This is a genomic window from Clostridium sp. KNHs216 (assembly GCF_006714885.1).
Taxonomy (GTDB): Bacteria; Bacillota; Clostridia; order Oscillospirales; family Acutalibacteraceae; genus Caproiciproducens.
The window spans coordinates 3,342,074-3,362,311 of sequence record NZ_VFMF01000001.1 but is presented as its reverse complement, the minus strand read 5'-3'; the positions used below and the strand labels follow the sequence as shown (position 1 = coordinate 3,362,311).

Genomic DNA, 20,238 nt, shown 5'->3' with positions numbered 1-20,238 from the left:
TTCAAATTAGCTGTTTTTCGTGGTCAAAAATGGTGGCCAAAAAGCCACAATATGTAGTGCTTTGATTAAGGAAGTACAATCTCCTGAATTCTCACATTTTCTTATGTTTTCTCTCAATAAGCTTGAGTAAGCCACTCCTTCACGCATTCTACACGCTTTTGAGGTGTGCAATATGATTTGTTATCTAAGCACTTGTCACTGCAATACGGGATATCGTGATCTTCGGCTTTTAAAAGAAGCAAGGATAATTTATTCAACGTCAACGGCTTGTTCTCCGGGGCGGTGGCTTCCCTTAGAATTGATATTGCATACTCCACAGCATCAACATCTAAGGCCCAAACCCGCGAACCGTCGTCGGTTTCGCTTTCATCCATGCTCTGGCAATAGTCGCGCAAACTCTCTAATTGCATAAGGGACGGTTTCAATACATCCATTACTTATCCTCCCATGTACTCAAATCAACAATTTTCCGCACCCTATCAAATGCTTCCTGGGGATCGTCAAACGGCCCTTCTTCTTCATATTTCACAGCTAAGTTATTAATATCGGTAAGCCGTCGTCGCAAATCAGAATTCTCTGTACGCAAATCATGTTTCTTGATTTTACTTTTAACCGCATCGGATTTTTTTGATGAAGTACGGCGTCTCTCGTCAATAAAGGTGACTATTACCGCTATAGGGCTAAGCAAGGCTATTGATAATAATACAAAGGGCAAAAGCCAATACATAATAACATCATTTTCAATTACCCCCATTTTTGCTACCTACTCCTTCTTCCGCACACGAGCTGCAGAGATCATCTTCCACCCACCAGCACCCTCCCGGACAAGAGTGATACCAATCACAGCCGCATACTCGGCATTTACGATTAAAGAGATCCGGGTCCATCTGCTCTATCACTCCCCGGAGCTGGGCGTTTTCATATTTTAGTAGCTCTGTCTCATTTTCAAGCATGATCGGTAGCCTCCTCTGCTGGTGAAATCTGGTATTCAATGCTTTCAAATACTTCAAGTAATTTTCTACAGTGAGGACATTCTACTTCGTAGCTGTGGCCCCATGCAGATGACTTTAATCTGACTGGATCAAATTTCTTTCCGCAGCAAGGGCAAATTCCGTTATCTATGCATCGGGTTTCTTCTGGCATTATTTTCTCCCTCCTGAATTGAAATTGTGATTATTCATACATAAAAAAAGTGTGTCTTTCTAATGGGTCTTTAAAATGATCGCCAACATTTAGTTGGTCGTAAGTTGTTTTATCCACTTCAAAGGTGGTTGTTTCCCACCGATCAGCTGATGAATCATATCTCCGAATATTGATCTGCCATTGCTCCGGATAGAATTCCGTATGGGATGCGAATATTGAGCTATAGGTATTGCTGTGTGCTGCACAATATTGTTTTCCGCTCACGGTGCCTTCTGTAAGAGCGCTTACCCCCCTTGAATTCAGGTACTCGTCTGCGAGAGCGTTCGTCATTTTTGGCACAACAAATGATGAAAACAAAACGATAAACACAATAATTATTGCTATGGCTGATATGTAACAAGATGATTTTTCCATTTTCTTCCCTTCTTTCGTTGCTTTGGCGGCTACGTATCGGCCGGGGGAACTTCCGATCGGCAGCATTCCTGATAGAGATCCTCTAATGGAATTCCCAGCACATGTGCGATATCTCCGATTGATTTGAATCCAGGGCATTTGTTATAACCAGTTTCAATCCCATGGATAGTAGAAACGGCATGTCCGCTTTTTCGAGCAAGCTCGGATTGCGACATGCCGATTTTAATTCTAATATCGCGAATTTTGTCGCCTAACATCTTTATTCTCCTTTCGATATATGGTAAAATAACTTCGTTGGATTTATGTTTCTGGAGGATTGAATATGGATACTTTGGATACTATCTTGAAAGTTGTATCTGTTTTTACTGCTGCAATTACTCTTGCTAAGACTATTATTGATATAAGAAATAATAAAAAAGATACTGAAACTACTAATTACACCCATAATATAAAAATTAAAACTAAAACCAAAAACACTCAAATTAATAATTGTAAGACATATCAGCAGACCATTAACCAATATTCTAGTAGTAATCACCCTGCTCAAAGCAATAGTCGTGTTAATGATGATTCTTCATATTTTCTCTTTTTACTTATTCTTTCTGTCATATTCATATTTGTCGCTTTTATTGCTTTAAAAAGATTAAAAGTTATTATTGTATCACTATTGCTTTTATTATCAATTTTTACAATATTATATAATTGGATTAAGCTAAACCATGAACCTGAACTAAGAAATGATCGAGAATACTTAAATCACATTATTTTATGTGTAATCGGATGTTTTCTTCCTTTGGCCTCATACATACAAATTGCACCACCATTGGCTTATGATGTATTTTATGATCAAATATTCGCTGGAGAGAAATCCAATCTAAGTGCCATTATAGCTAATATGTTTTTACATATAATTAAACTTGAAAAACCGACCTATTACTACCTTTCTGTTTTTGTTGGTATTATCTTAGCGGCAATGGTATTGATTTTTAACTTGAGAGTTAGTGTTAGTTATTACAAATTTAAAAGACCATTAATAATATTTCGGCTTTGTTTAAGCGTTCTTACGATACTTCTAATTACCGGCTGTCTATTTTGGATCATGACAGGAACAATTCAGACAATTAATAAATTGCTCAGTTGGGTTAAGGATCTTATAATATCTTCGGTTTGACCTAAAAGAAAGTATCAATTAAGACCAGTAGAATAAATAGTGGTAGCCATATTTGAAATAATCTCCAACAAAAACGAGATCGCAATCTGGATTTTCGTGAAACTAGCTTTTGGTAATTTTCCCACCCATATAATGAAAAATAAGTATAGAATACTTCAATAAAACAGTCTTTAAGTTCCTTTGGAAGACAACACTTTAGAGTATAGCAAAAAACTATAAAAGCTATAAACACGAGTGTCCATTGTAGAGTTTCATTTTCGACAATAAACGAAAGAATTTCTAAGCAAAGAGTTATTACAGCCCATACCCATTTTTTCATATCTTTCATTTCCCTTCCAAAAAGAGGGCCTCCTGATCAATCAGGGGGCCTCTTTTCGCAATATACAAAAAAATCAATCCACCAACTTCGGGCCAATATGCCAATCGTCGTAGACGCTGCCGTTTATTGTTACGGAGTCGTTCAAATTCAAGCACAGCATACCGGCCGGTGTCCATGCATCTTCCAGGTATGTGTACGCCTTGTAACTGGTATCTGGAAACCAAACCGGTGTAAAATGCACTCGCCGGTTATAGGTGGAGTAGATATTGTTCTGAAACTGGAAGACAGATGATTCACCAGACTCTAATAAATCCAACTGACGCCAATAAGTTTTATATAAGAATTCCGGGAAGTATGTGATTGCTGTCTGAGCGCCGGTAATGTGAGATGACGGTGCTGATGAGCGGATTAGAGTATCAACGGTCTCTTTAATTCCGTATCCGGATCGCATTTGCTTTCCTGTTGCAGTTGGTGATTTATCGTCAGGAAAGATTGTCATATTTGCAGAAAGCGTTGCATGATAGCTTGTAAACGAATATTCCCAGTACCCTTCATCAACCCATTTCCCATGGTCTTCCCATTCGCCACCCGATGGCCAATCAGGATGATCTACCCATACCCAATTTTCATGCCACACCCATACCGGTATCCACTCAGCATTCCAAATGCCCCACGAGCTGGCGGTACGTTCAGTTTGATTTGGAATGTCCGGGACAATAAAGCTATTATTCCGATCCTTCGCGGTGGGGTCGGGTGGCTCATGGCCGATGAGGCTTTCTATTTTGGCCGAAATTGAACGGTGATCCAGAGATCCTTTTGAAGAAGTGACAGAGATGTTTACATCCTGCGGAGTTGACGGGGTATGCCATTTCACCCATACTAGCTGTGATTCATTCTCCGGGATGACGATGTTATTAACGGTGTAGCTGCCACCCAAAATATGAAATGTTACGGAAGCCGGGCTGTTGGGAGTGATTTCAGAATTTGTTGACAGTGTCACGGAGGTTATTACATCGGTATTAACACGATATGTTGCGCTACTGGCATCACTGTCATCACCTTCATCATCTTCACCATCTGAGTCAGGCTTAAACTTTACAATGCCTAATCCAAGATAGGAGATAATAGTCGCATCAGATTGAGCCTTGCTGGTAGATCCGGTATAAGCAGCAAACCCTAAATCAGAGCGTTCGAGAAATAAAGAGAGCGGTAGGTTTTGATGTGTCAAAGAAACCATCTTTGACCGTAACCCGCCGCTCAATTTTTGATCATATAGTGCTGCTTCCGTAGCTGTCATTGCAAATTTGTTGCCCTGAAATGTAAAATAGGCAATTGGTTCAATCAACAACTTGTAATTGCCGTTTACCAGTGTGTTATATGATGCACCGATAATAGAAGCAATATTTTTAAGAGCCCATTCCGAGCAAAAATATTTTTTTATTTCTGTGATGTTTGCATTACCACGATCACTAATAATTTTTGGCAAAGGAACAGATGGTCTATCAGCATAATATTTAGAAGAAGATGGGTATAAAACGGTGCCGTTCCGATATTGCATTTTGCAAACTTTTCCAAAATGATAGCCTGGTAAAATACCACTTTCGTTCTTATTTGTAAGATCGATCGGTAGGCTGACCGCTTTGTTATCACTGGCACGAATTATAGTAACTCTTACGCCGTCCTCACCATCGTGCCAAATGTTATTGTTTGTACCGCTGCCCATATCACCCCCGCCGCCATCCATATTTCCATCCCCGTCAGCGCTGGCTGCGCACGGGATGGAAAATACAATGATCACGCATAACATCAGTGAAATAATCCGTTTCATATTTCCTCCCAAAAGAGAAAGCATGGTCATTATCAACCATGCTTTCACAATGTAATCATTTGTTTTTATTAGTCCATGATGCCAACTTGCTTATTAATATCTCCACCAGCGTCAGAGACTGTTTTTGTTTCCCCAGGAGTATTACCTGCAGTTATCCACCCGAAGCCCGGAACATATTTCTGTCCTGGCTTGCCACCGCTCGGAGCGCTACTAGATGGTTTACTGGTCGTAGCGGTAGGCTTACTGGTATATGTCGGTTTCTTAGTTTTATCGGTCAGAGCCGAATTGGTGGGGGGTGTGGTTTTGCCATTACTGGCAGTACTGGCATCACCTTTAACTACAGGCTTTTGTGGCGTAGAGGGAGCTTTCTCAATCTTTGTCAGATCTGTTGTTTGGCTTACTCCGCTTGATGGGTCAAAAACCTTATTCCCTTCTGTGGGGGATACGCTTGAAATAGTTTGAATATCTTCCACATTAACCGAAACTGAGGTAACCGTAGAATCGGTTGAGTTCGTTTGGTTTGTATCTGGAGCCGTAGCTGCCGTGGAAAAGGATACTATTAATAAGACCGTTCCTAAGCAAATTACTCCTGAACCCACAGCGAGAAGGCTTTTCTTAGCCTTAGAACTTAATGTCATAATATTTCCCTCCGATCAATATAAAATTTGTTCTACAATAGCTCCATGCTCTGTTCCTCATCCTCATCTAAATCAGGTTTGCTTTCCTGCATGAGAATGTCAAACTGGTCAATAATCTTGGAGCAGTATGCTTTCAATTGTGGAATATCTTCTGTTATGGTTTCCCATAGGCTCTGGCTATCAATTTTACCGTAATTATGAGCCACTATATTCCGAAGGGCCTTGATCTGTACCCATGGGACTTGATTATAACTCTGCTTAAAGTCATCGGTAAGATGCTTAGTAAGCTCTCCGATCTGCAGGACACACAATGCCGTTGCATTTTTATAAACGGGGTCTCCTTCAAATATATCATACTCTTTTCCGAACCGATGGACAGTGTCTTCTATTTGATTACAATACGATATGATATGTTTAAGAATATCTGCGTTGCGGGAATTGTTCTGCATATAAAAGCACCTCCTCATTTTTTATCCGGTCAAGAAAATCATCATCCAGACTCGCTGTAGTTAGCAGGTCAATTTTTTTATTCAATGCAGCTTCCAACTCCGTATACAAGCCGCACAGAGCAAACATTCCTCTTAATGCACCTTTATCAATACGCAGGTCAATGTCGCTGTTATCGTCAGCATCTCCGCGGGCATAAGAGCCAAACAGATAAACACGCTCAACATTGTATTTTTCCGCAATTGGAGCCACTGTACTTCTTATTTCATCAATTGTCTTTTTCATACCCGTCCCTCCTGACGTCGATTAGCATTGTTCCTTGATTTAATTATCCTCTTTTGTGCTAAATTGTCAATAGATTGCTTCACATCTCCATTTCAGGACCTTCCTCTTCAATAGTGGATTCTTGAAAGGAGTGATGGTTTGAAGATGTCTCTTTCGCAAACATTTGCGGGATGGTTATGCATTTTTCGTGTAACCCGTCTGGCCTACGACCTGTATCGTAACATAATTGCCTTTTGCCATCCATTGAATAAGGCTGCCAATCCTGATGCTCGCGATCCCACTGGAACATAAGCCATCCCGATGTTGTTTCCTGGTTATTGTTGACATCCCTCGTTACTTCATTCATCCACCATTTCATCTGAGTCTCGTCAAAAGGGCCGGTTTCGGAGTAGGGCTTACCTTGTAAATCACAAACGCGGATTTTGAAAAGATCATGCCCGTGTAATAACTTCCCTTGAAAATTGTCCCATGCAGCTTGCTCCATAATTCGCTGATGTTCAAGCTCTTGTTTCTCAGACAACTTGCCCGGAATGGGAATGTTTTGTTGGCTTTGGCCGTGAAAGTGGTTCCAGCTTTCATCCTGCGCTTCTCTTTTCAAGCGATGTAAAGTAGGATCAGCTTTCGAATTCTCCATGGATTCACAGAATATCTCTCGATTTTGCCATTCGGTATACTTGTTAGCATATTCAAGAGTATCTCCGAAAAAATACTCCGTTGTACCTTTAGAACTATTTTCGTGAGTAATGCGTAATGCGACCATCAAATCAGTGTATTTCCCTTGATTGATTTCTTGTGTGTACACGTCGATTCTCTGGGTGCCGGCAGAAATGGTATACCATGGGCGATTCGGATTTCCGTTCATTTCAGCTGGTGCGGTAAGATCTATAGAACTAAGTCCTATTTCGCGGTTGATCAGGCTCCCGACCTGACTGATAGATAAGCGTTCCATTTTTGCATCCTCCTTTTATTTTCATATATAAAAAAATGAGCCATTCTATTGGCTCATAAAAATTGGAATGATATGATTGGTAAAAGATGGTATAATTATTGAGTTCGCGAACAGAACAAAATTTGGAGGGCTATCATGGACATCATTAACCATTATTGCTTATTAAACAGTAATGATTCTTTTCGGCAATGGGGAGAAATGTTTATTAAAAAGAAGCAAAATAAAGTCTCCCCCTCTCAATTAAAGAACTTGAAATGTTATTTATCTCATCTATATAATTATTTTGGTGAAATCCCTATTAAAGAAATTCGCACCGATGATATGGATTTTATCCTTGACGAATTGACTAGAAATAATCCTAACACAAAACGACCTGCATCGCATCAATATCTAACAGATGTTCGCAGTGCGGCTTCCAATGTTTTTGAATTAGCAATTGATCGTGACGCTTTAGCGAAAAACCCGGCACGGAAATGTGAAATTTCAAAATATGCTCCAAAAGAAGAACGACGTGCCTTGACATTATTAGAGCAAAGGCTTATTGTGTTTACTCCCCATCGGGCACGAATTGGTGCTCTTATAATGATGTTGGCCGGTTTGAGAAGGGGTGAGTTAATTGCTCTTACATGGGATGATATCCACTTGGATGATCTTTATATTAGTGTAACCAAACGTGTTGAAGAGCATCAAGCAAATCATTTCGCCATAAAAAATGGGACTAAAAATGGTAAGTGGGGAAGAAATATTGGCATAACAATTGATTTGGCTTTAGAAATTCAGAAAGCAAAGGAAAATGCGGCCAGCAAATATGTATGCTGTAAATTGGATGGTACCATGCATACACCTACTTCCTGGAGACGAATGTGGTCAAACTATATTAAGACTATAATAGATATTAATCCAATTGCAAAACAAACAGGAATTAATGAGATAACGGCTCATTATTTGCGGCATACTTTTGCAACCCTGCTTTACATATCGGAAGTCGATCTTGAAACAGCTTGTAAGCTATTAGGTCATGCTAATATAAAAACCACTTTAGAAATATATATGCATTTTGATGAAATGATGCTTATAAAGTCGGTTGATAAATTAGACGATTATGTTTCAAAGACAATTTTCAGACCATTCCAGTAAAAACCAAATTGGACTATAAGCTTGACGTGCGAAAGGTCATAGATTCGAGTTCTATAACGTCCACCATAAAAGGCAAGCAGTTTTTCTGCTTGCCTTTTTTATTTTCCCGATTGGCGCTGACTACTTTCCCAATCACCCCAAGTCCTTCCAACCATACCGCCGCGTCCCAATAAGCTCTGCAATTTTCAAGTCCGTTAAAGGAAAGCCGCAACCATTCCAATCGGTTTGGCTGCGGCTTTCTGATAGGATATCGTGCTGAATTTTCAGATGCTCCGGATAGTATGTAAGCGCAGGAAAATGAAGCTACAGATAGTATTCGATCGACAGGGAAGAATCCTCGAAAAAATGGGTGTAAATTTCTTTGCGGATTTCGATAAATCGGGCGCTGCTGCGGTCCCTGGGGCGGTTCAGACCGACGGAGATCACTTTTTTGACCTCTCCCGGACGATTTGACAGCAGCACAATCCGGTCGCTTAAAAAAATCGCCTCGTCCACGTCATGGGTGACTAAAACCATCGTCGATTTTTCTTTGTCCCATATCCGCAGAATCTCATTCTGCATGTGGATTCTGGTGAGAGCGTCCAGCGCGCCGAACGGCTCATCCAGCAGAAGCACGTTGGGCTGATTGATCAGCGCCCGGGCGATGCTCACCCGCTGCTGCATTCCGCCTGAAAGCTGCTTTGGCAGCGCCTTTTCAAAGCCTTTCAGCCCCACCAGTTCAATATGCTCCGCGATGGACCGCGCCCTTTGCTCTTTATCGATTTTTTGATGGATACCGAACGCGATATTTTGCTCTACGTTCAGCCATGGGAACAGTCTGGATTCCTGGAAAATCACACCCGTAAGCACGCTGGGCCGCTCCACTCTGCGCTCGCCGATTCTCACCTCGCCCGTGGTGGCTGTTTCCAGCCCGGAAAGAATCCGTAAAAGGGTGCTTTTGCCGCACCCGCTGGCACCCACCACACTGATAAACTCACCGCTTTCGATCTGCAGATCGATGCTGTTGAGCACCGGGAGGTCCCCGGACGAAAGCTTAAAGGTCTTTGAGACGCCTGCTATATTTATGTTTTTATTTTCAGCCATTTCGATATCTACTTTCCATCAGTCTCGTTCCAGCGTAAAACGTACTTTTCGATCCGCTGCAAAACCGTATCCAGAAGCAATCCCACCAAGCCGATGGTGATTACGCCGGAGAACATTACGGGCGGCTGTGAAAGCTCGCGCGCATACATGATCAGGTAGCCGATGCCCGAGGCGGCCGCGATGGCTTCCGCCGTTACGACACAGGTCCACGCGCTGCTCACTCCCAGACGCAGGCCGGTAAAAATAAAGGGAAACGCGCCGGGCAGAACCACCTTGGCAAGCATCTGGAATCGGGTTTTCTCCAGAATGGTGCCCACCTCCAGCAGCTTTTTATCGCTGTTGAGTATCCCGCGGCTGGTGTTTATCACTACCGGCCAAAAGGTACCGATTGAAATGAGCGTCACCTTGGAAGCTTCGTCGATCCCCATCCACAAAATGAGCAAGGGGACCCACGCGATCATAGGGATCGGGCGCAGAAGCCCGATGATGGAGGCCGCAAGGCTGTTTGCCGTTTTGGAAAGGCCGATGACAACGCCGATACCCAGCCCGAGCGAGGAACCGATACAAAAGCCCTTGATGACCCGCCCCGCACTTACGGTTAGATCCTTTTGTATGCTGCCCTTCCGCACCATATCCAGATAGGTTTCAAAAATACGTGTGGGATAGGGGAAGATGGAGCGGTTGATGATTCCCTGCCGCCCCAGGATTTCCCAGGTGAGGATCAGCACCGCCGGCAGAACGCACCCCAGGCCGATCTTGACGAACCGGTTTTTCAGGTTTGAAGTCATACAAAAGCGTCCCTTCCGGTTAATTTTTGCTGATTCCTGCTTCCTCCAGATAAGAGGTGTCGATAATCTGGTTTAGATCCACGTCTTTTATGGTACCCTGTTCCTGCAGGAACTCCTTGGTGTCCTGTAGAGTGCCAAGCCGTTCTTTGTCCAGATATAATGAAAAATCGGTGGAAGCAAAGGACGCTTTATAAGAATTTTCCGCCACGCCGTTTCTCTTGGAAAGAATCTTGATCGCCTCGTCCTCGTGCTCCTTGCAATAAGTAACCGTTCTGTCCAGCGTCTTCAGGATGCGGGGAATCAGCTCGGGATATTTTTTGGTAAATTCCTCCGAAACGATAATGACGCTCGATGTTCTTGGAAATTTAGAGCCGTCCACCTCCAGCAGGGTGGCAGTCCCGTTGTCGATTACAGTCTGCAGCTGCGGAAGCTGGCTGACGCCGGCGTCGATATTGCCGGCTTCCAGCGCGGTGTTGATGTCCGTGAAGGAAAGGTTTACCAGCTGGATATCTTTTTCGGTCAGGTTGACCGACTCCAGAATCCGCAGCAGGAGCATATGGGAATTGGAGCCGATCTGCACGCCGACTTTCTTCCCGCGGATATCCGCGAGGGCATTGATGCCGGAACCCTTTCGGGCAAGCAGGCCGTCGCCCTTGCCGTTGCCGGTCATATAAGCGGCGATGATTTTAAGCGGAATATCGTTGGCGGCCGCCTGAACAGCCGGCTGTGCGCCCACCTGGCCGATATCGATATCGCCGGCGGCAAAGGCCTCGATGATCGGGGGGCCGGAAGCAAAGGTACGCACATCGAAATTGATGTTGTTCTTTCCGAATTCCTCTTTAAAATAGCCAAGCTCCTCCGCCAGGGCGGGCTGGGTCTGGCTGGGCTGGGTGGCAATATGGATGGTCAGCCCGCCGTAATCTTTTTCGGACTCCTGCGCCGAAGCGGGAGCGGAGGACGCAGGAGCGGAGCCGCCCGCCTGCGAGGTACCGGAGGACGGAGCCGCGGACGAGCAACCGGATACCGACAGAAGGATCGCCAGAATCAGCACCGGAATGAAAAGCTTACTCCTTTTTAAATGGTTTTTCATTATGAAATTTCTCCTCAAATTTTAAAAATAGTTATTGACCGGTTACGGTCAGGCGGTCCAAATGCTGCAGCAGGGGATGTGCCGCCTCTTCCTCCACCCTGCGTTTGTCAAAGCTCTGTTCACAGGTCGCAACCGGTTCGATCACCCAGACAGCGGCCAGATCGATATCTCCCCGTTCTTCCCGGGCCGCTGTGTAATGCGTACGGAATTCCCTTCCCGCTATCAGCACCCGAAGGGGACGCCCTACGATGTTGTAGCTGCGCCGGTCCGGGGTAAACAGGCTGATGGAAACGGTTTTCCCGAACCAGATGGAATACACAAGATTTTTATTGGTTTGGGATGTTTCGATCCCTTCGTCGTACTCAAGGTTTCCATCCCTGCGCAGCCTGAGAGACTGTTTGAATGCGATATGCGGATCGCCGTCCTTCCCCACGGTGGACACGGCCCGGACCGTTCCGGGATCGGCAAGCGCCCGCCTGATTTCCTCGCTGAGTATCACGCTCATTATGATTCCCCCCTAAATTCTGGAAAGATCCGTATCGGGATGGTTGCCGCACCGCCGGTAATTGTCCATATCGATACTAAGGTTGTATTTCCGGCGTATTTGGTCAAGCCCCAGGGCAAGACGCACGTAATATTCCAGGCTGGGAGACGTCTGCTTACGAAAGATAGAACCGGGATGCACCTTCCACACGCAGCCGACCACGCCCACGCCGTGGGAGGATATTTCGTCCGCTTCGGAGAGGGTGGATTCCAGCGCCTCTTCCTCGGTTTGAAAGCCGTTTGGCTGCGCAAGCTCCACACCCGCCACGATTCCGGTGTCCACATTGCCGCGCCCGAATATCTCCACAGCCTCATACAAACGGTTTTTCCATTCCTCATAACCGATCGTCGCCGCCTTGCCCGGGCAGATCCATTCAAACAGGCTTTTATTGAGCACCTCGAGGTCCGCCGTATAGGAAGTAAGGCCCGTGCTGTCGTGCAGGCGCCGGAGCTGCTCCCGTGAGAAGGCCGTGCTGATCAGCTGGCTCGGGAAACGCTTTCCCCCAAACAGCCCGGTGATTCCTGCCAGAATGTCAATATAACAGTCGAGCTCCTCGTCCAGGAAATTTTCCCCGCCTCTGAGCGTTCCGCCCGTCAGGAAGATATTGACATTACGCCCCGGCTCCTTGAGCGCCTCGGCGACGGTCTCCACAATATCCTGCGTGTTCAGCAGCTCCGGCTTGTTGCCCGCATGGTAAACGGCGGACATGGTACAGAACTTGCAGCCGTAGCCGGGCGTTTTCCAAAAGTCGCATTGCTGGTGGGGATGGATGCACAGCCGCTGCGGGCGGGGAGAAACCATATGCCACATGGGAGTACCCCGTGAGGTTACTTTTTCATAATAATCCGGCTTTTCCCAGTAAGAAACCTCTTCAATGACGTTTCCTTCATCCACCAGTACGATTTTTCCATCCACCACATCCACCTGATAGGGGTCTCTGTCGCCATGTGCCTCCCCGCTGCCCTCGTCCCCGACGTTAATGGAGGTGCCGTCCCTCATCGTAAGAGAAACAGGCGTCAAATCCTCCTTATTGCTGTAATCGCTGCGCAATTTGGTAAGATGGACATCGGGATCGACGGCGGCGAGAGCTTTTTCGGTATAGAAAACTCCTCTGCGCTGCACATCGGTTTTTATAATGACAAACGGGGAAACGTCGGGATATTTCCGAATCACTTCCGAAAGGCTGAGCTCTTTTTCCCGCCAATTGCGATCATTACTCAAGCTGTATCCGCCTACTTTCTTTTTCATTGAATAATCAACCATTCCTTTGAATACGGCCGAGCCGGGGCCGTTCCCATCTACAGGAGCCGCAACAGTACTCCCGGACCCCCCTTGGGATTATAAAATGATAAAGCATGCGCATCTCCCCCTGTTTCTGCCTTGTCAATCAGTTCCTGATCCGGGCGCATCATAGCAGAAACAGGAGCATAGAAACTTCTGTTTCCGAGCGTTTTACAGATAACCGGGGCTACCGATAAAACCACCGGAGCAGGCCTTTCCGGTCTGTAATGCTGACAGCAAGGTTTATAATCTACTAAACATATATAAATTATATAACTTGGAAATCTTTTCTACAACATGACTAACTTTTGCATGATAGCAGAAATTGTTTAGATAGAACTTTACAATGCTGTGAACCGCATAAAAAACACCCCGATTATCGTTCCGTATATGGAACAACAATCGGGGTGCGGTTTGCGCATTGGACCGGCAGATACGATCTATACGGCAAAGGTGCGCTCCCATACTCTGGAAACGCACCTTTCCATATTTACATATATCAGAGGTTCATGAGCTATAAAAACTTCGTCCCGCTTTGGCTAAAGGATGGGGAATTTCATGGATGCTTTCAGGCATCCCGCTTTCCCATCCGATCTGCGGTGCAGGAAAACCGCCGTCTATTTTTCACACGGATAGGCCTTATGAATGATCTCAACGATCCTACGGGTAAATTCGGCGAACATGCGGTCGCCCTTTTCCTTTGTGGCCAGCGTCGGATCGCCGTACACGCCGCTCTTGCTGATTTCCCCGATTGACGAGTCGTCCATGCCGTAGAAATCCGGGCGCGGAGGATACTCCTTACAGACCAGCTGCATGTTGACCTTCGATTCATCCGCGGAAAGCATCAGCGAGGTTTCAAATTCGCAGGCGTGGAACATTCCTCCCCAAGTCGGGGATTCCATATATTTTTCATAGACCTCGCCCAATCCGGGATAGAACATTCCAAGGACTTTCATGGAGGTATCGTCGGATACGTCCCGGATTGCGTATTTCATCGAAGAGCCGTTTGCTTCGTGGCCGTTCAGGAAGATCAGAAGCTGAACCCCGTAGCGTTCCATGCTTTTCACGATATCTGTCAGAACGATCTGAAAATGCTCCCGCTTCAGAGATACCGTGCCGGCAATGTCTCGCCAGCCCCAGGAATAGCCGAAATTCAGTGAGGGGAACACCAGCGCCCCCGTTTCATCCGAAACGAGCTCCGCCAGCTTTTCCGCCAGAAAAACGTCGGTGCCCAAAGGGAGGTGCGGCCCGTGCTGCTCGGTGGAACCGATCGGCACGATGGCGACCGGATACTGCCGGATGCGCTCCGCAACCTGCAGCCGTGTCATGTCCTGTACGCGATATATCATTCCTTCGCCTGCTTTCCCAGTGCGCCGACGAACGCTCTGGCATTCTCCGCGATAGCGGGCAGGTCCGCGTCGGTGGCCCTGCGCGGCACCAGCCCGCCGCCAATGGCGGCTCCGTGGAAGCCGTGCTTCAGAAAATCGGTAAAATTGTCTCTGGTAACCCCGCCGACCGCGACAAATTCAGCCTGCGGAAACGGACCTTTCAGGTTGGAAACATAGTTCATCGGAAGAGAATCCGCGGGGAACAGCTTCAGGAGAGTGATTCCCCTGTTCAGCGCCTTCTGGACTTCTCCCGGCGTAAACACGCCGGGCAGAATCTCCATTCCCTTTTCCTGAGCGTATCCGACCAGCTCGTCGTCATAGCCGGGGGTAAGGATGAAATCGGCGCCCAGCTCCGACACCCGGTCCACCTCGCTCCTGCGGACAACGGTCCCCACCCCCAGATGAAGCTGATCCTTTGAAAAAGCGCGCTGTAAAGCCTCAATGCAGGCATATCCCCTTTCGGGGTTGCTGAGGGAGACTTCTACCGTGTCGATGCCTTCCCGGAGCAGTACCTGCACAATGCCGGTCACGTACCGCGCGTCCACATCCCGGATAATCGCGACGAGTTTACTTTCCGTCAGCATTCCGGACCCTCGAAGACCGCGAGCCAGCGCTGCGGATTTTTGATAAAGATCTTCTCGATCTCGGCCTGCGTCACTCCTTCATCCAGAAGGCGCGGAATAAACTTTGTTTTGATATAGCGGAAGCCGGGTCCGCCGCCGTAGGCTTCCAGATAGGAGGCCCTTCCCATATCGCCGGAAATCAGGAGCTGGTCAATATGACCGTGGGCGATCAGGGATTTGATCAGGGCGACGCGGACACTGTCCGGATAATACTTTACTTTGCCGGGGCCGTCAAACTGGATGTAGATGCCGCGGTCGGCAAGCTTCAACAGGTAATACTCGTCCGCGTTTCTGTCAAGGTGGCCCAGAGCCGTGGTGGTCAGGTCGACCCCGTTGCCCTCCAGAAGATCGAGCACTTCCATGCCCATCGTTCCGGCCTCGGTGTGTCCCCAGATAGGCGCTCCGCATTTTTTCTGGGCAATCGCCGTGGCGGTAATGGTCTTTTTCTCCAGCGGATGGATCAGGTTGTAATAGGTACCGATTTTCATGAAACCGGCCCTTGAGCTGCCCCCGTCCCCGCCGACCAGAACGTCGTTGCTGAGGAGGTCCGCAATTTCTTCCACGGATTTTTCTTCGACCCATTCCGGATAATAAATATGCTTATTGAATCCGGAAGTGGCAATAACATTTACCCCGGTTTCTTCGGACATTTTCCGAAGCACGTTGAGGTCCCTGCCGTAATCCAGAGTGGAGGCCTCCACCAGCGTGCAGCCGCCCACTTCCTTAAAATTCAGCAATTCGGCAGTACTCTTTTCATAGCTGCTGAGTTCCAGGTCCCTGTCCTTCTGGCACGGAGGCGGAACCGCGTGAAGATGCTCGTGCGTATATGTAAAGCCCATCTCCTCCGCTTTGATATCGCCAAGAACCGTTCTTGCATATTTCATTTGAATACCGACCTTTCCGGCTCACAGACACAGGAATGCACAGCTTAACGTGAGCCCGATTAAGATGTACATAAAACGGAATGAGGAATCAATGTGCGATGCCGAACAGCATGCCCAGCAGTTTCATGACTGCGGAAACAATGATCGCGTCGGAGGATGCGAACCACAGTCCCTTTACGCCATAGCGCGCCACATCGATCAGCGGGTAAGCCACCGCGACCAGCATAGTGAACACAAAGCCGAGGAACAGGCCCGACACGACGGCGCCGCGCTTGCCGCCCAGCTTGTCGCCGAACACACCGGCCGCCGCGCCCATAAAGTACAGCCCGATGACTCCGGGCAAAACCACGACGGACATCTGTGAGGTAATGGTCGTTGCAATGAATCCGCCGACCATCGCGGCGATAAATCCAACGGTCGTAGCAACCGGGCCGCTGGCATAGAAAATCGGGATATCCAGCGCGGGACGCGCACCGGGAACCAGCTTTTCACTGATGCCCTTGAACGCGGGAATGATTTCGCCAAGGAACATACGCACGCCCTGTAAAAGGACGATGACGCCGGCAACGAAGGTCAGGCCCTGCAGGAGCGCGTAGATAATGTAGTTTGACCCGCCGCTCAGTTCATTGACCACTGTAGGTCCGGCAGCAATCGCTGTGACAACATAGACAACAGCCATGACGATCGCCATCAGGACGGACATATCCTTTAAAAAGCTCAGCTTCTCCGGAACATTGACCGATTCCCAGGTGTCCTTTTCAGGGTCTCTGTCCTTCTTCGCCGTCAGCCCGCCGACCCAGCCGCTCAGGCAGACAAGGGAGCTTCCCCAGAAGCCGAAGGCCACGTCGTCCGTTTTCAGGATCTTGCGGACAAAGGGCTGGGCAATGGCCGGGAACAGAACCATGGAAACGCCTTCTACCACAGAGCCGATCGCGACGGCAGTCCAGCCGCGTATGCCGAGCTGGTCGAGCACAATGGCCATGGTTCCCGCAAAGGAAAACATCATATGCCCTGTCAGGAAGATGTATTTAAACGGTGTGATTCTCGCGAGAATCAAGTTAATGACAAAGGAGAACAGCATAATCAGCGGCGTTTCAAAGCCGAGGACCGTCTGTACCGCCGCCACAAGGGAATTATCCTCCGGGACGATTCCGGCCAGACCGAACGCCTGGGTGAACATTGTGCTGAACGGGACTAAAGCGCCGCAGATGATCGTGGAGCCCGCGCTCAGAACCATAAAGCCCAAAATGGTTTTTACCGTTCCGGTAACGACGTTCGAGGGCTTGTTTTTCATCGCAATCAGGCCGACACATGCCACAAGACCCAGTACGATAGCCGGTTCGCTAAGAAGTTTGACTAAAAAAGATACCATGGTGGTCCCTCCCTTTCGCTCGTTATTTCGTTAATAACGGCATTATTTTTTCCTCAATTTCACTTTTGCTCAAAAGATTGTCAATGGAAACAACCGGGACATTTTCCCCTTGAATCTGCTTTGCGATTTCCGAGGACGCCGCAATGAAATCGCATCTTTTTCCCTTGTATGAGCCCAGGTCAACCGCTTCGCCGCTGATTTCCATGCCATGCTTTTTCCCAATATCCTTGATCGACATCAGCAGCATCAGGCTGGTTCCGAAACCCATACCGCATACTGTAACAACGTGTATCGTGCTCACCTCCTTTGAGGGATTTCCCCTCTGCTGATCATCTGCCGTTCCCCGATTACCGGACGCTCTGAATGAGCTTTTCCAGTTCCTCGTAACTTTTTAAGGAAAGCAGCTGCTCTATGTTCTTCTCGTCGCCCAGCAAGCCGCTCAGGGCCTCCAGAACTTCAAGATGTCCATTATGTTGAACTCCGCCCAGCGCAAACACCAGTTTGACGGGGTCGTTTCCCGGATGATGGAATGCAACCGGATTTTTCAGCCTGACGAAAGAGATACAGGGCTCCAGAACATCCCCCGAGGGTCTGGCGTGCGGAAGCGCGATCCCGGGCGTCATAACCATGTACGGCCCGATCGTTTCATACGCCTCCACCATTTTTGCAACGTATTCCTCTTTCACTTTTCCCGCTTTCACCAAAAGGAACCCGCTATAACGAATCACTTCCTGCGGAGAATGCAGGCCGTCCACATCCAGCGCGACCAGTTCTTTCGTAAGAATTTCCGACAACATTCCATTAGCCTCCGTTAAATTTTTAAATTTTCCAGGAATTCATTGTAATTGGTACTTGATATTAAATTTGCGGTCCTGCGCGGGTCCGAAACAATGGCAAACAGCTGGGACAGCAGCTTTTTGATCTGAACGTCCCCCTCGTGGAAACAGCCGAAAATCAAAAGGCTGATTTTTGCCTTGCCCCACATGACCGGCGTGCGAAGGATATAAAAGGAGATAAAGCTCGGCCCCTGAATGATGCAGTGCGGCATGGCGATATTTTCAGCGATCTCCGTCGACACCAGCGCTTCGCGGTCAAAAACCGCCTGCTTCTCTTCGGCGGTGAGCAGTCCCCGCCGCACAAAATCGTCGGTCAGCATTTCGAGCAGCTCCGTCTTTTTACAGGGCTTTTCAATAATGGAAAACCGTTCGGGGGAACAGATGTCCTGAATGGTTTCCGTCTGGGAAAGCTTTGCAAGCATATCGGCCAGCGCCTTTTTGTCGTCCTCTTTCAGAAACGGGGACAGCAGCAGGACGGGCTTGCCGTTCAGGGACATCTGCTTCACGGGGACCGTGGTAATATAGAAATCGACATCGGAGCGGATTCGCTTCGCATCGTTGATCGCGCACACATCGACGACATTGATTTCCTCATACTGGGTAGAAATCCGGCTGTTCAGAAGCGCGGCCGTACCAAACGCCGTATTGCAGAGGATGATCACACGGTACTTGTCGTGCTTTTCATTTCGCTCAATGGACGATGCGAAATACAGCGAAATATAACCCAGCTCATTGTTGGAAATCCGTATTCCCGTCTGCTCCCAGATGCACTCGGACAGCTCAATGGAATAGTAATACGCGCTGGGATAGTTCTTTCTCGCTTCCGCAAGAAACGAATTGTCCGTTTCCAGATCCAGAAGATATTTGCCGAAGCAGGACGAGATATGATCCACAAGCCCAGTGAAAAGGTTCGTGTCCTTCGTAAGATCGACCCCGTACTTTTCCTCAATGTTCTCCAGAGAATTTTGCACGAGCGTACGGAAAAACGGCGCAGAGGACGGATTGTTTTCCTTTCCGGGGCTGCGGGTAAAAAAGGACTGCTCCCAGATCAAAGTAAGGTAGGTAATTTCCTCTTTTACCGAATGGGCCGATTCAAAATTGGGGATAAAAAGGGACAATAAGCTGAAAAGAAACCCACGGTTCTCAGAAGACTGCGAAGACAGGGCAGCCTTTACTAGGGAAACCGCCTGCCTGTCAAAGCGTATTCCATGACCGCCCCTGATCCGGTAAACCGTCACAAACAGATATTTCAGAAACTGTTCGCAGCTCTGTGAGGTACAGCGAAGGCTGTTTTGTTCCACAAAGCCGTCAATGCTCTGTCTGGCACCGGAAATCTGCTCTTCGGAAAGCTGCATATTCGCTGCCGCTTCCTCAAGCCCGGCGCCGGAAAAGAACACATGGCACATGCAGTTGCGCACGGCTGTTTCCTTCCCCTGCACGGTCAGGCCCGCGTGGGCCCTGCTTCCCAGACGGACGCCGTAGCTTTTGAACAGCTTTGCGACGGAAGCGGTCATGCGGGACATGCTCGAGCGGCTGTAATGGAACTCTTCCGCCAGATCATCCAGTCTGATATTGTCATAAGTAAGAATGAGCGCGGCAACCTTCATCAGAATTTTCTCCGAGGACGGCAGAGGAAGACTGTCGCCGCCTTCGCCGATAAACCGCCCGAACTTTTCCTGATCCGTAACCGTCAGCGTATATCCGCGCCCTTTGTGGGCCCGGATTTCAAAGCCGTTTTCGGCGCTGACCCGCTGCGCTTCCTGAACGTACCGGAGCGCCGAACGGCTGCTTACGTTCAGAAGGGCGCTCAGCTGCACGGACGTTGTATATTCTGTTTTCGCATTGGCCAAACATTTGACAACCGCCATTCCTTTTGCACACATTTGGCTGCCCCCGCTTCTCATTTTGCTTACTCCTTTTCATCATTATATTTTTTTTGATTTGGAAAGTCGACATCAACAAATGACAGCTTGTAAGTGACATTTTCCATCTGTTTTTAGCTGGGAAAATGTCGTCCG

Annotated in this window: 24 protein-coding genes; 2 read left to right on the top strand and 22 right to left on the bottom strand. The window is 47.6% G+C overall.

The annotated features are described in order from the left end of the window. Window positions 1-113: 113 nt before the first annotated feature. From LY85_RS16130 to LY85_RS16110, 5 genes are all read right to left on the bottom strand, one after another. A complete protein-coding gene (locus LY85_RS16130) occupies window positions 114-434 on the bottom strand; it encodes a hypothetical protein (protein WP_141827473.1) in 321 nt (106 codons plus the stop codon). Then, complete coding sequence (locus LY85_RS16125) at window positions 434-754, bottom strand: hypothetical protein (protein ID WP_141827472.1); 321 nt, start codon at window positions 752-754, stop codon at window positions 434-436. Before LY85_RS16125 ends, LY85_RS16130 begins: the two co-directional genes overlap by 1 nt. Window positions 755-945: 191 nt before the next feature. Then, on the bottom strand, window positions 946-1,143 hold the full coding sequence (locus LY85_RS16120; protein ID WP_141827471.1) for a hypothetical protein: 198 nt from the start codon (window positions 1,141-1,143) through the stop codon (window positions 946-948). A gap of 30 nt (window positions 1,144-1,173) precedes the next feature. Next, on the bottom strand, window positions 1,174-1,557 hold the full coding sequence (locus LY85_RS16115) for a hypothetical protein (protein WP_141827470.1): 384 nt from the start codon (window positions 1,555-1,557) through the stop codon (window positions 1,174-1,176). Window positions 1,558-1,586: 29 nt separating this feature from the next. Further along, window positions 1,587-1,814 carry a helix-turn-helix transcriptional regulator gene (locus LY85_RS16110; RefSeq protein ID WP_141827469.1) on the bottom strand — a complete coding sequence of 76 codons (228 nt, stop codon included), beginning with the start codon at window positions 1,812-1,814 and terminating at the stop codon, window positions 1,587-1,589. Window positions 1,815-1,879: 65 nt separating this feature from the next. Between LY85_RS16110 and LY85_RS16105 the strand changes: the two genes are divergently transcribed. Then, complete coding sequence (locus LY85_RS16105) at window positions 1,880-2,728, top strand: hypothetical protein (RefSeq protein ID WP_141827468.1); 849 nt, start codon at window positions 1,880-1,882, stop codon at window positions 2,726-2,728. Between the two features lie 392 nt (window positions 2,729-3,120). Here LY85_RS16105 and LY85_RS16100 read toward each other — a convergent pair whose 3' ends face one another. The 5 genes from LY85_RS16100 to LY85_RS16080 all read right to left on the bottom strand — a co-directional run bounded on the left by LY85_RS16100 (window position 3,121) and on the right by LY85_RS16080 (window position 7,194). Further along, entirely contained in the window at window positions 3,121-4,875 is a 1,755-nt protein-coding gene (locus tag LY85_RS16100; protein WP_141827467.1) for a hypothetical protein, read from the bottom strand. 68 nt (window positions 4,876-4,943) lie between these two features. Beyond that, entirely contained in the window at window positions 4,944-5,513 is a 570-nt protein-coding gene (locus tag LY85_RS16095; protein WP_141827466.1) for a DUF6550 family protein, read from the bottom strand. 32 nt (window positions 5,514-5,545) lie between these two features. Further along, on the bottom strand, window positions 5,546-5,962 hold the full coding sequence (locus LY85_RS16090) for a HepT-like ribonuclease domain-containing protein (RefSeq protein ID WP_243122588.1): 417 nt from the start codon (window positions 5,960-5,962) through the stop codon (window positions 5,546-5,548). Continuing rightward, the gene (locus LY85_RS16085) at window positions 5,928-6,245 is read right to left on the bottom strand and encodes a nucleotidyltransferase domain-containing protein (protein WP_141827464.1); all 318 of its coding nucleotides are present in this window, start codon (window positions 6,243-6,245) and stop codon (window positions 5,928-5,930) included. The genes LY85_RS16090 and LY85_RS16085 overlap by 35 nt, the downstream gene beginning before the upstream one ends. Window positions 6,246-6,324: 79 nt before the next feature. Next, complete coding sequence (locus LY85_RS16080) at window positions 6,325-7,194, bottom strand: hypothetical protein (protein WP_141827463.1); 870 nt, start codon at window positions 7,192-7,194, stop codon at window positions 6,325-6,327. Between the two features lie 135 nt (window positions 7,195-7,329). Between LY85_RS16080 and LY85_RS16075 the strand changes: the two genes are divergently transcribed. Continuing rightward, window positions 7,330-8,331: a site-specific integrase gene (locus LY85_RS16075; RefSeq protein ID WP_243122587.1), complete on the top strand. Its 1,002-nt coding sequence runs from the start codon at window positions 7,330-7,332 to the stop codon at window positions 8,329-8,331. Between the two features lie 303 nt (window positions 8,332-8,634). On the opposite strand, the gene LY85_RS16070 is transcribed toward LY85_RS16075, so the two are convergent. The 12 genes from LY85_RS16070 to LY85_RS16015 all read right to left on the bottom strand — a co-directional run bounded on the left by LY85_RS16070 (window position 8,635) and on the right by LY85_RS16015 (window position 20,103). After that, the gene (locus LY85_RS16070; RefSeq protein ID WP_141827462.1) at window positions 8,635-9,414 is read right to left on the bottom strand and encodes an ABC transporter ATP-binding protein; all 780 of its coding nucleotides are present in this window, start codon (window positions 9,412-9,414) and stop codon (window positions 8,635-8,637) included. Window positions 9,415-9,422: 8 nt separating this feature from the next. Beyond that, the gene (locus LY85_RS16065) at window positions 9,423-10,202 is read right to left on the bottom strand and encodes an ABC transporter permease (protein WP_141827461.1); all 780 of its coding nucleotides are present in this window, start codon (window positions 10,200-10,202) and stop codon (window positions 9,423-9,425) included. A 19-nt stretch (window positions 10,203-10,221) separates the two neighbouring features. After that, entirely contained in the window at window positions 10,222-11,292 is a 1,071-nt protein-coding gene (locus LY85_RS16060) for an aliphatic sulfonate ABC transporter substrate-binding protein (RefSeq protein ID WP_141827460.1), read from the bottom strand. 31 nt (window positions 11,293-11,323) lie between these two features. Next, the gene (locus LY85_RS16055; protein ID WP_141827459.1) at window positions 11,324-11,797 is read right to left on the bottom strand and encodes a hypothetical protein; all 474 of its coding nucleotides are present in this window, start codon (window positions 11,795-11,797) and stop codon (window positions 11,324-11,326) included. A 12-nt stretch (window positions 11,798-11,809) separates the two neighbouring features. Next, window positions 11,810-13,057, bottom strand: a complete 1,248-nt coding sequence (locus LY85_RS16050; protein WP_243122586.1) for a radical SAM protein — start codon at window positions 13,055-13,057, stop codon at window positions 11,810-11,812. A gap of 677 nt (window positions 13,058-13,734) precedes the next feature. Then, window positions 13,735-14,466 (bottom strand): creatininase family protein, encoded by a 732-nt coding sequence (locus tag LY85_RS16045; RefSeq protein WP_141827457.1) that lies wholly within the window; start codon window positions 14,464-14,466, stop codon window positions 13,735-13,737. Then, window positions 14,463-15,089, bottom strand: a complete 627-nt coding sequence (locus LY85_RS16040; protein ID WP_141827456.1) for a bifunctional 4-hydroxy-2-oxoglutarate aldolase/2-dehydro-3-deoxy-phosphogluconate aldolase — start codon at window positions 15,087-15,089, stop codon at window positions 14,463-14,465. The genes LY85_RS16045 and LY85_RS16040 overlap by 4 nt, the downstream gene beginning before the upstream one ends. After that, window positions 15,083-16,012, bottom strand: coding sequence for a phosphotriesterase-related protein (locus LY85_RS16035; RefSeq protein ID WP_141827455.1), 930 nt, complete (start codon window positions 16,010-16,012; stop codon window positions 15,083-15,085). The genes LY85_RS16040 and LY85_RS16035 overlap by 7 nt, the downstream gene beginning before the upstream one ends. A gap of 88 nt (window positions 16,013-16,100) precedes the next feature. Then, a complete protein-coding gene (locus tag LY85_RS16030) occupies window positions 16,101-17,384 on the bottom strand; it encodes a PTS ascorbate transporter subunit IIC (RefSeq protein ID WP_141827454.1) in 1,284 nt (427 codons plus the stop codon). 22 nt (window positions 17,385-17,406) lie between these two features. Beyond that, window positions 17,407-17,685 (bottom strand): PTS sugar transporter subunit IIB, encoded by a 279-nt coding sequence (locus tag LY85_RS16025; protein ID WP_279231003.1) that lies wholly within the window; start codon window positions 17,683-17,685, stop codon window positions 17,407-17,409. A gap of 46 nt (window positions 17,686-17,731) precedes the next feature. Next, the gene (locus tag LY85_RS16020) at window positions 17,732-18,181 is read right to left on the bottom strand and encodes a PTS sugar transporter subunit IIA (protein WP_038323045.1); all 450 of its coding nucleotides are present in this window, start codon (window positions 18,179-18,181) and stop codon (window positions 17,732-17,734) included. 14 nt (window positions 18,182-18,195) lie between these two features. Next, the gene (locus LY85_RS16015) at window positions 18,196-20,103 is read right to left on the bottom strand and encodes a PTS sugar transporter subunit IIA (RefSeq protein ID WP_185741254.1); all 1,908 of its coding nucleotides are present in this window, start codon (window positions 20,101-20,103) and stop codon (window positions 18,196-18,198) included. Window positions 20,104-20,238: the final 135 nt, after the last annotated feature.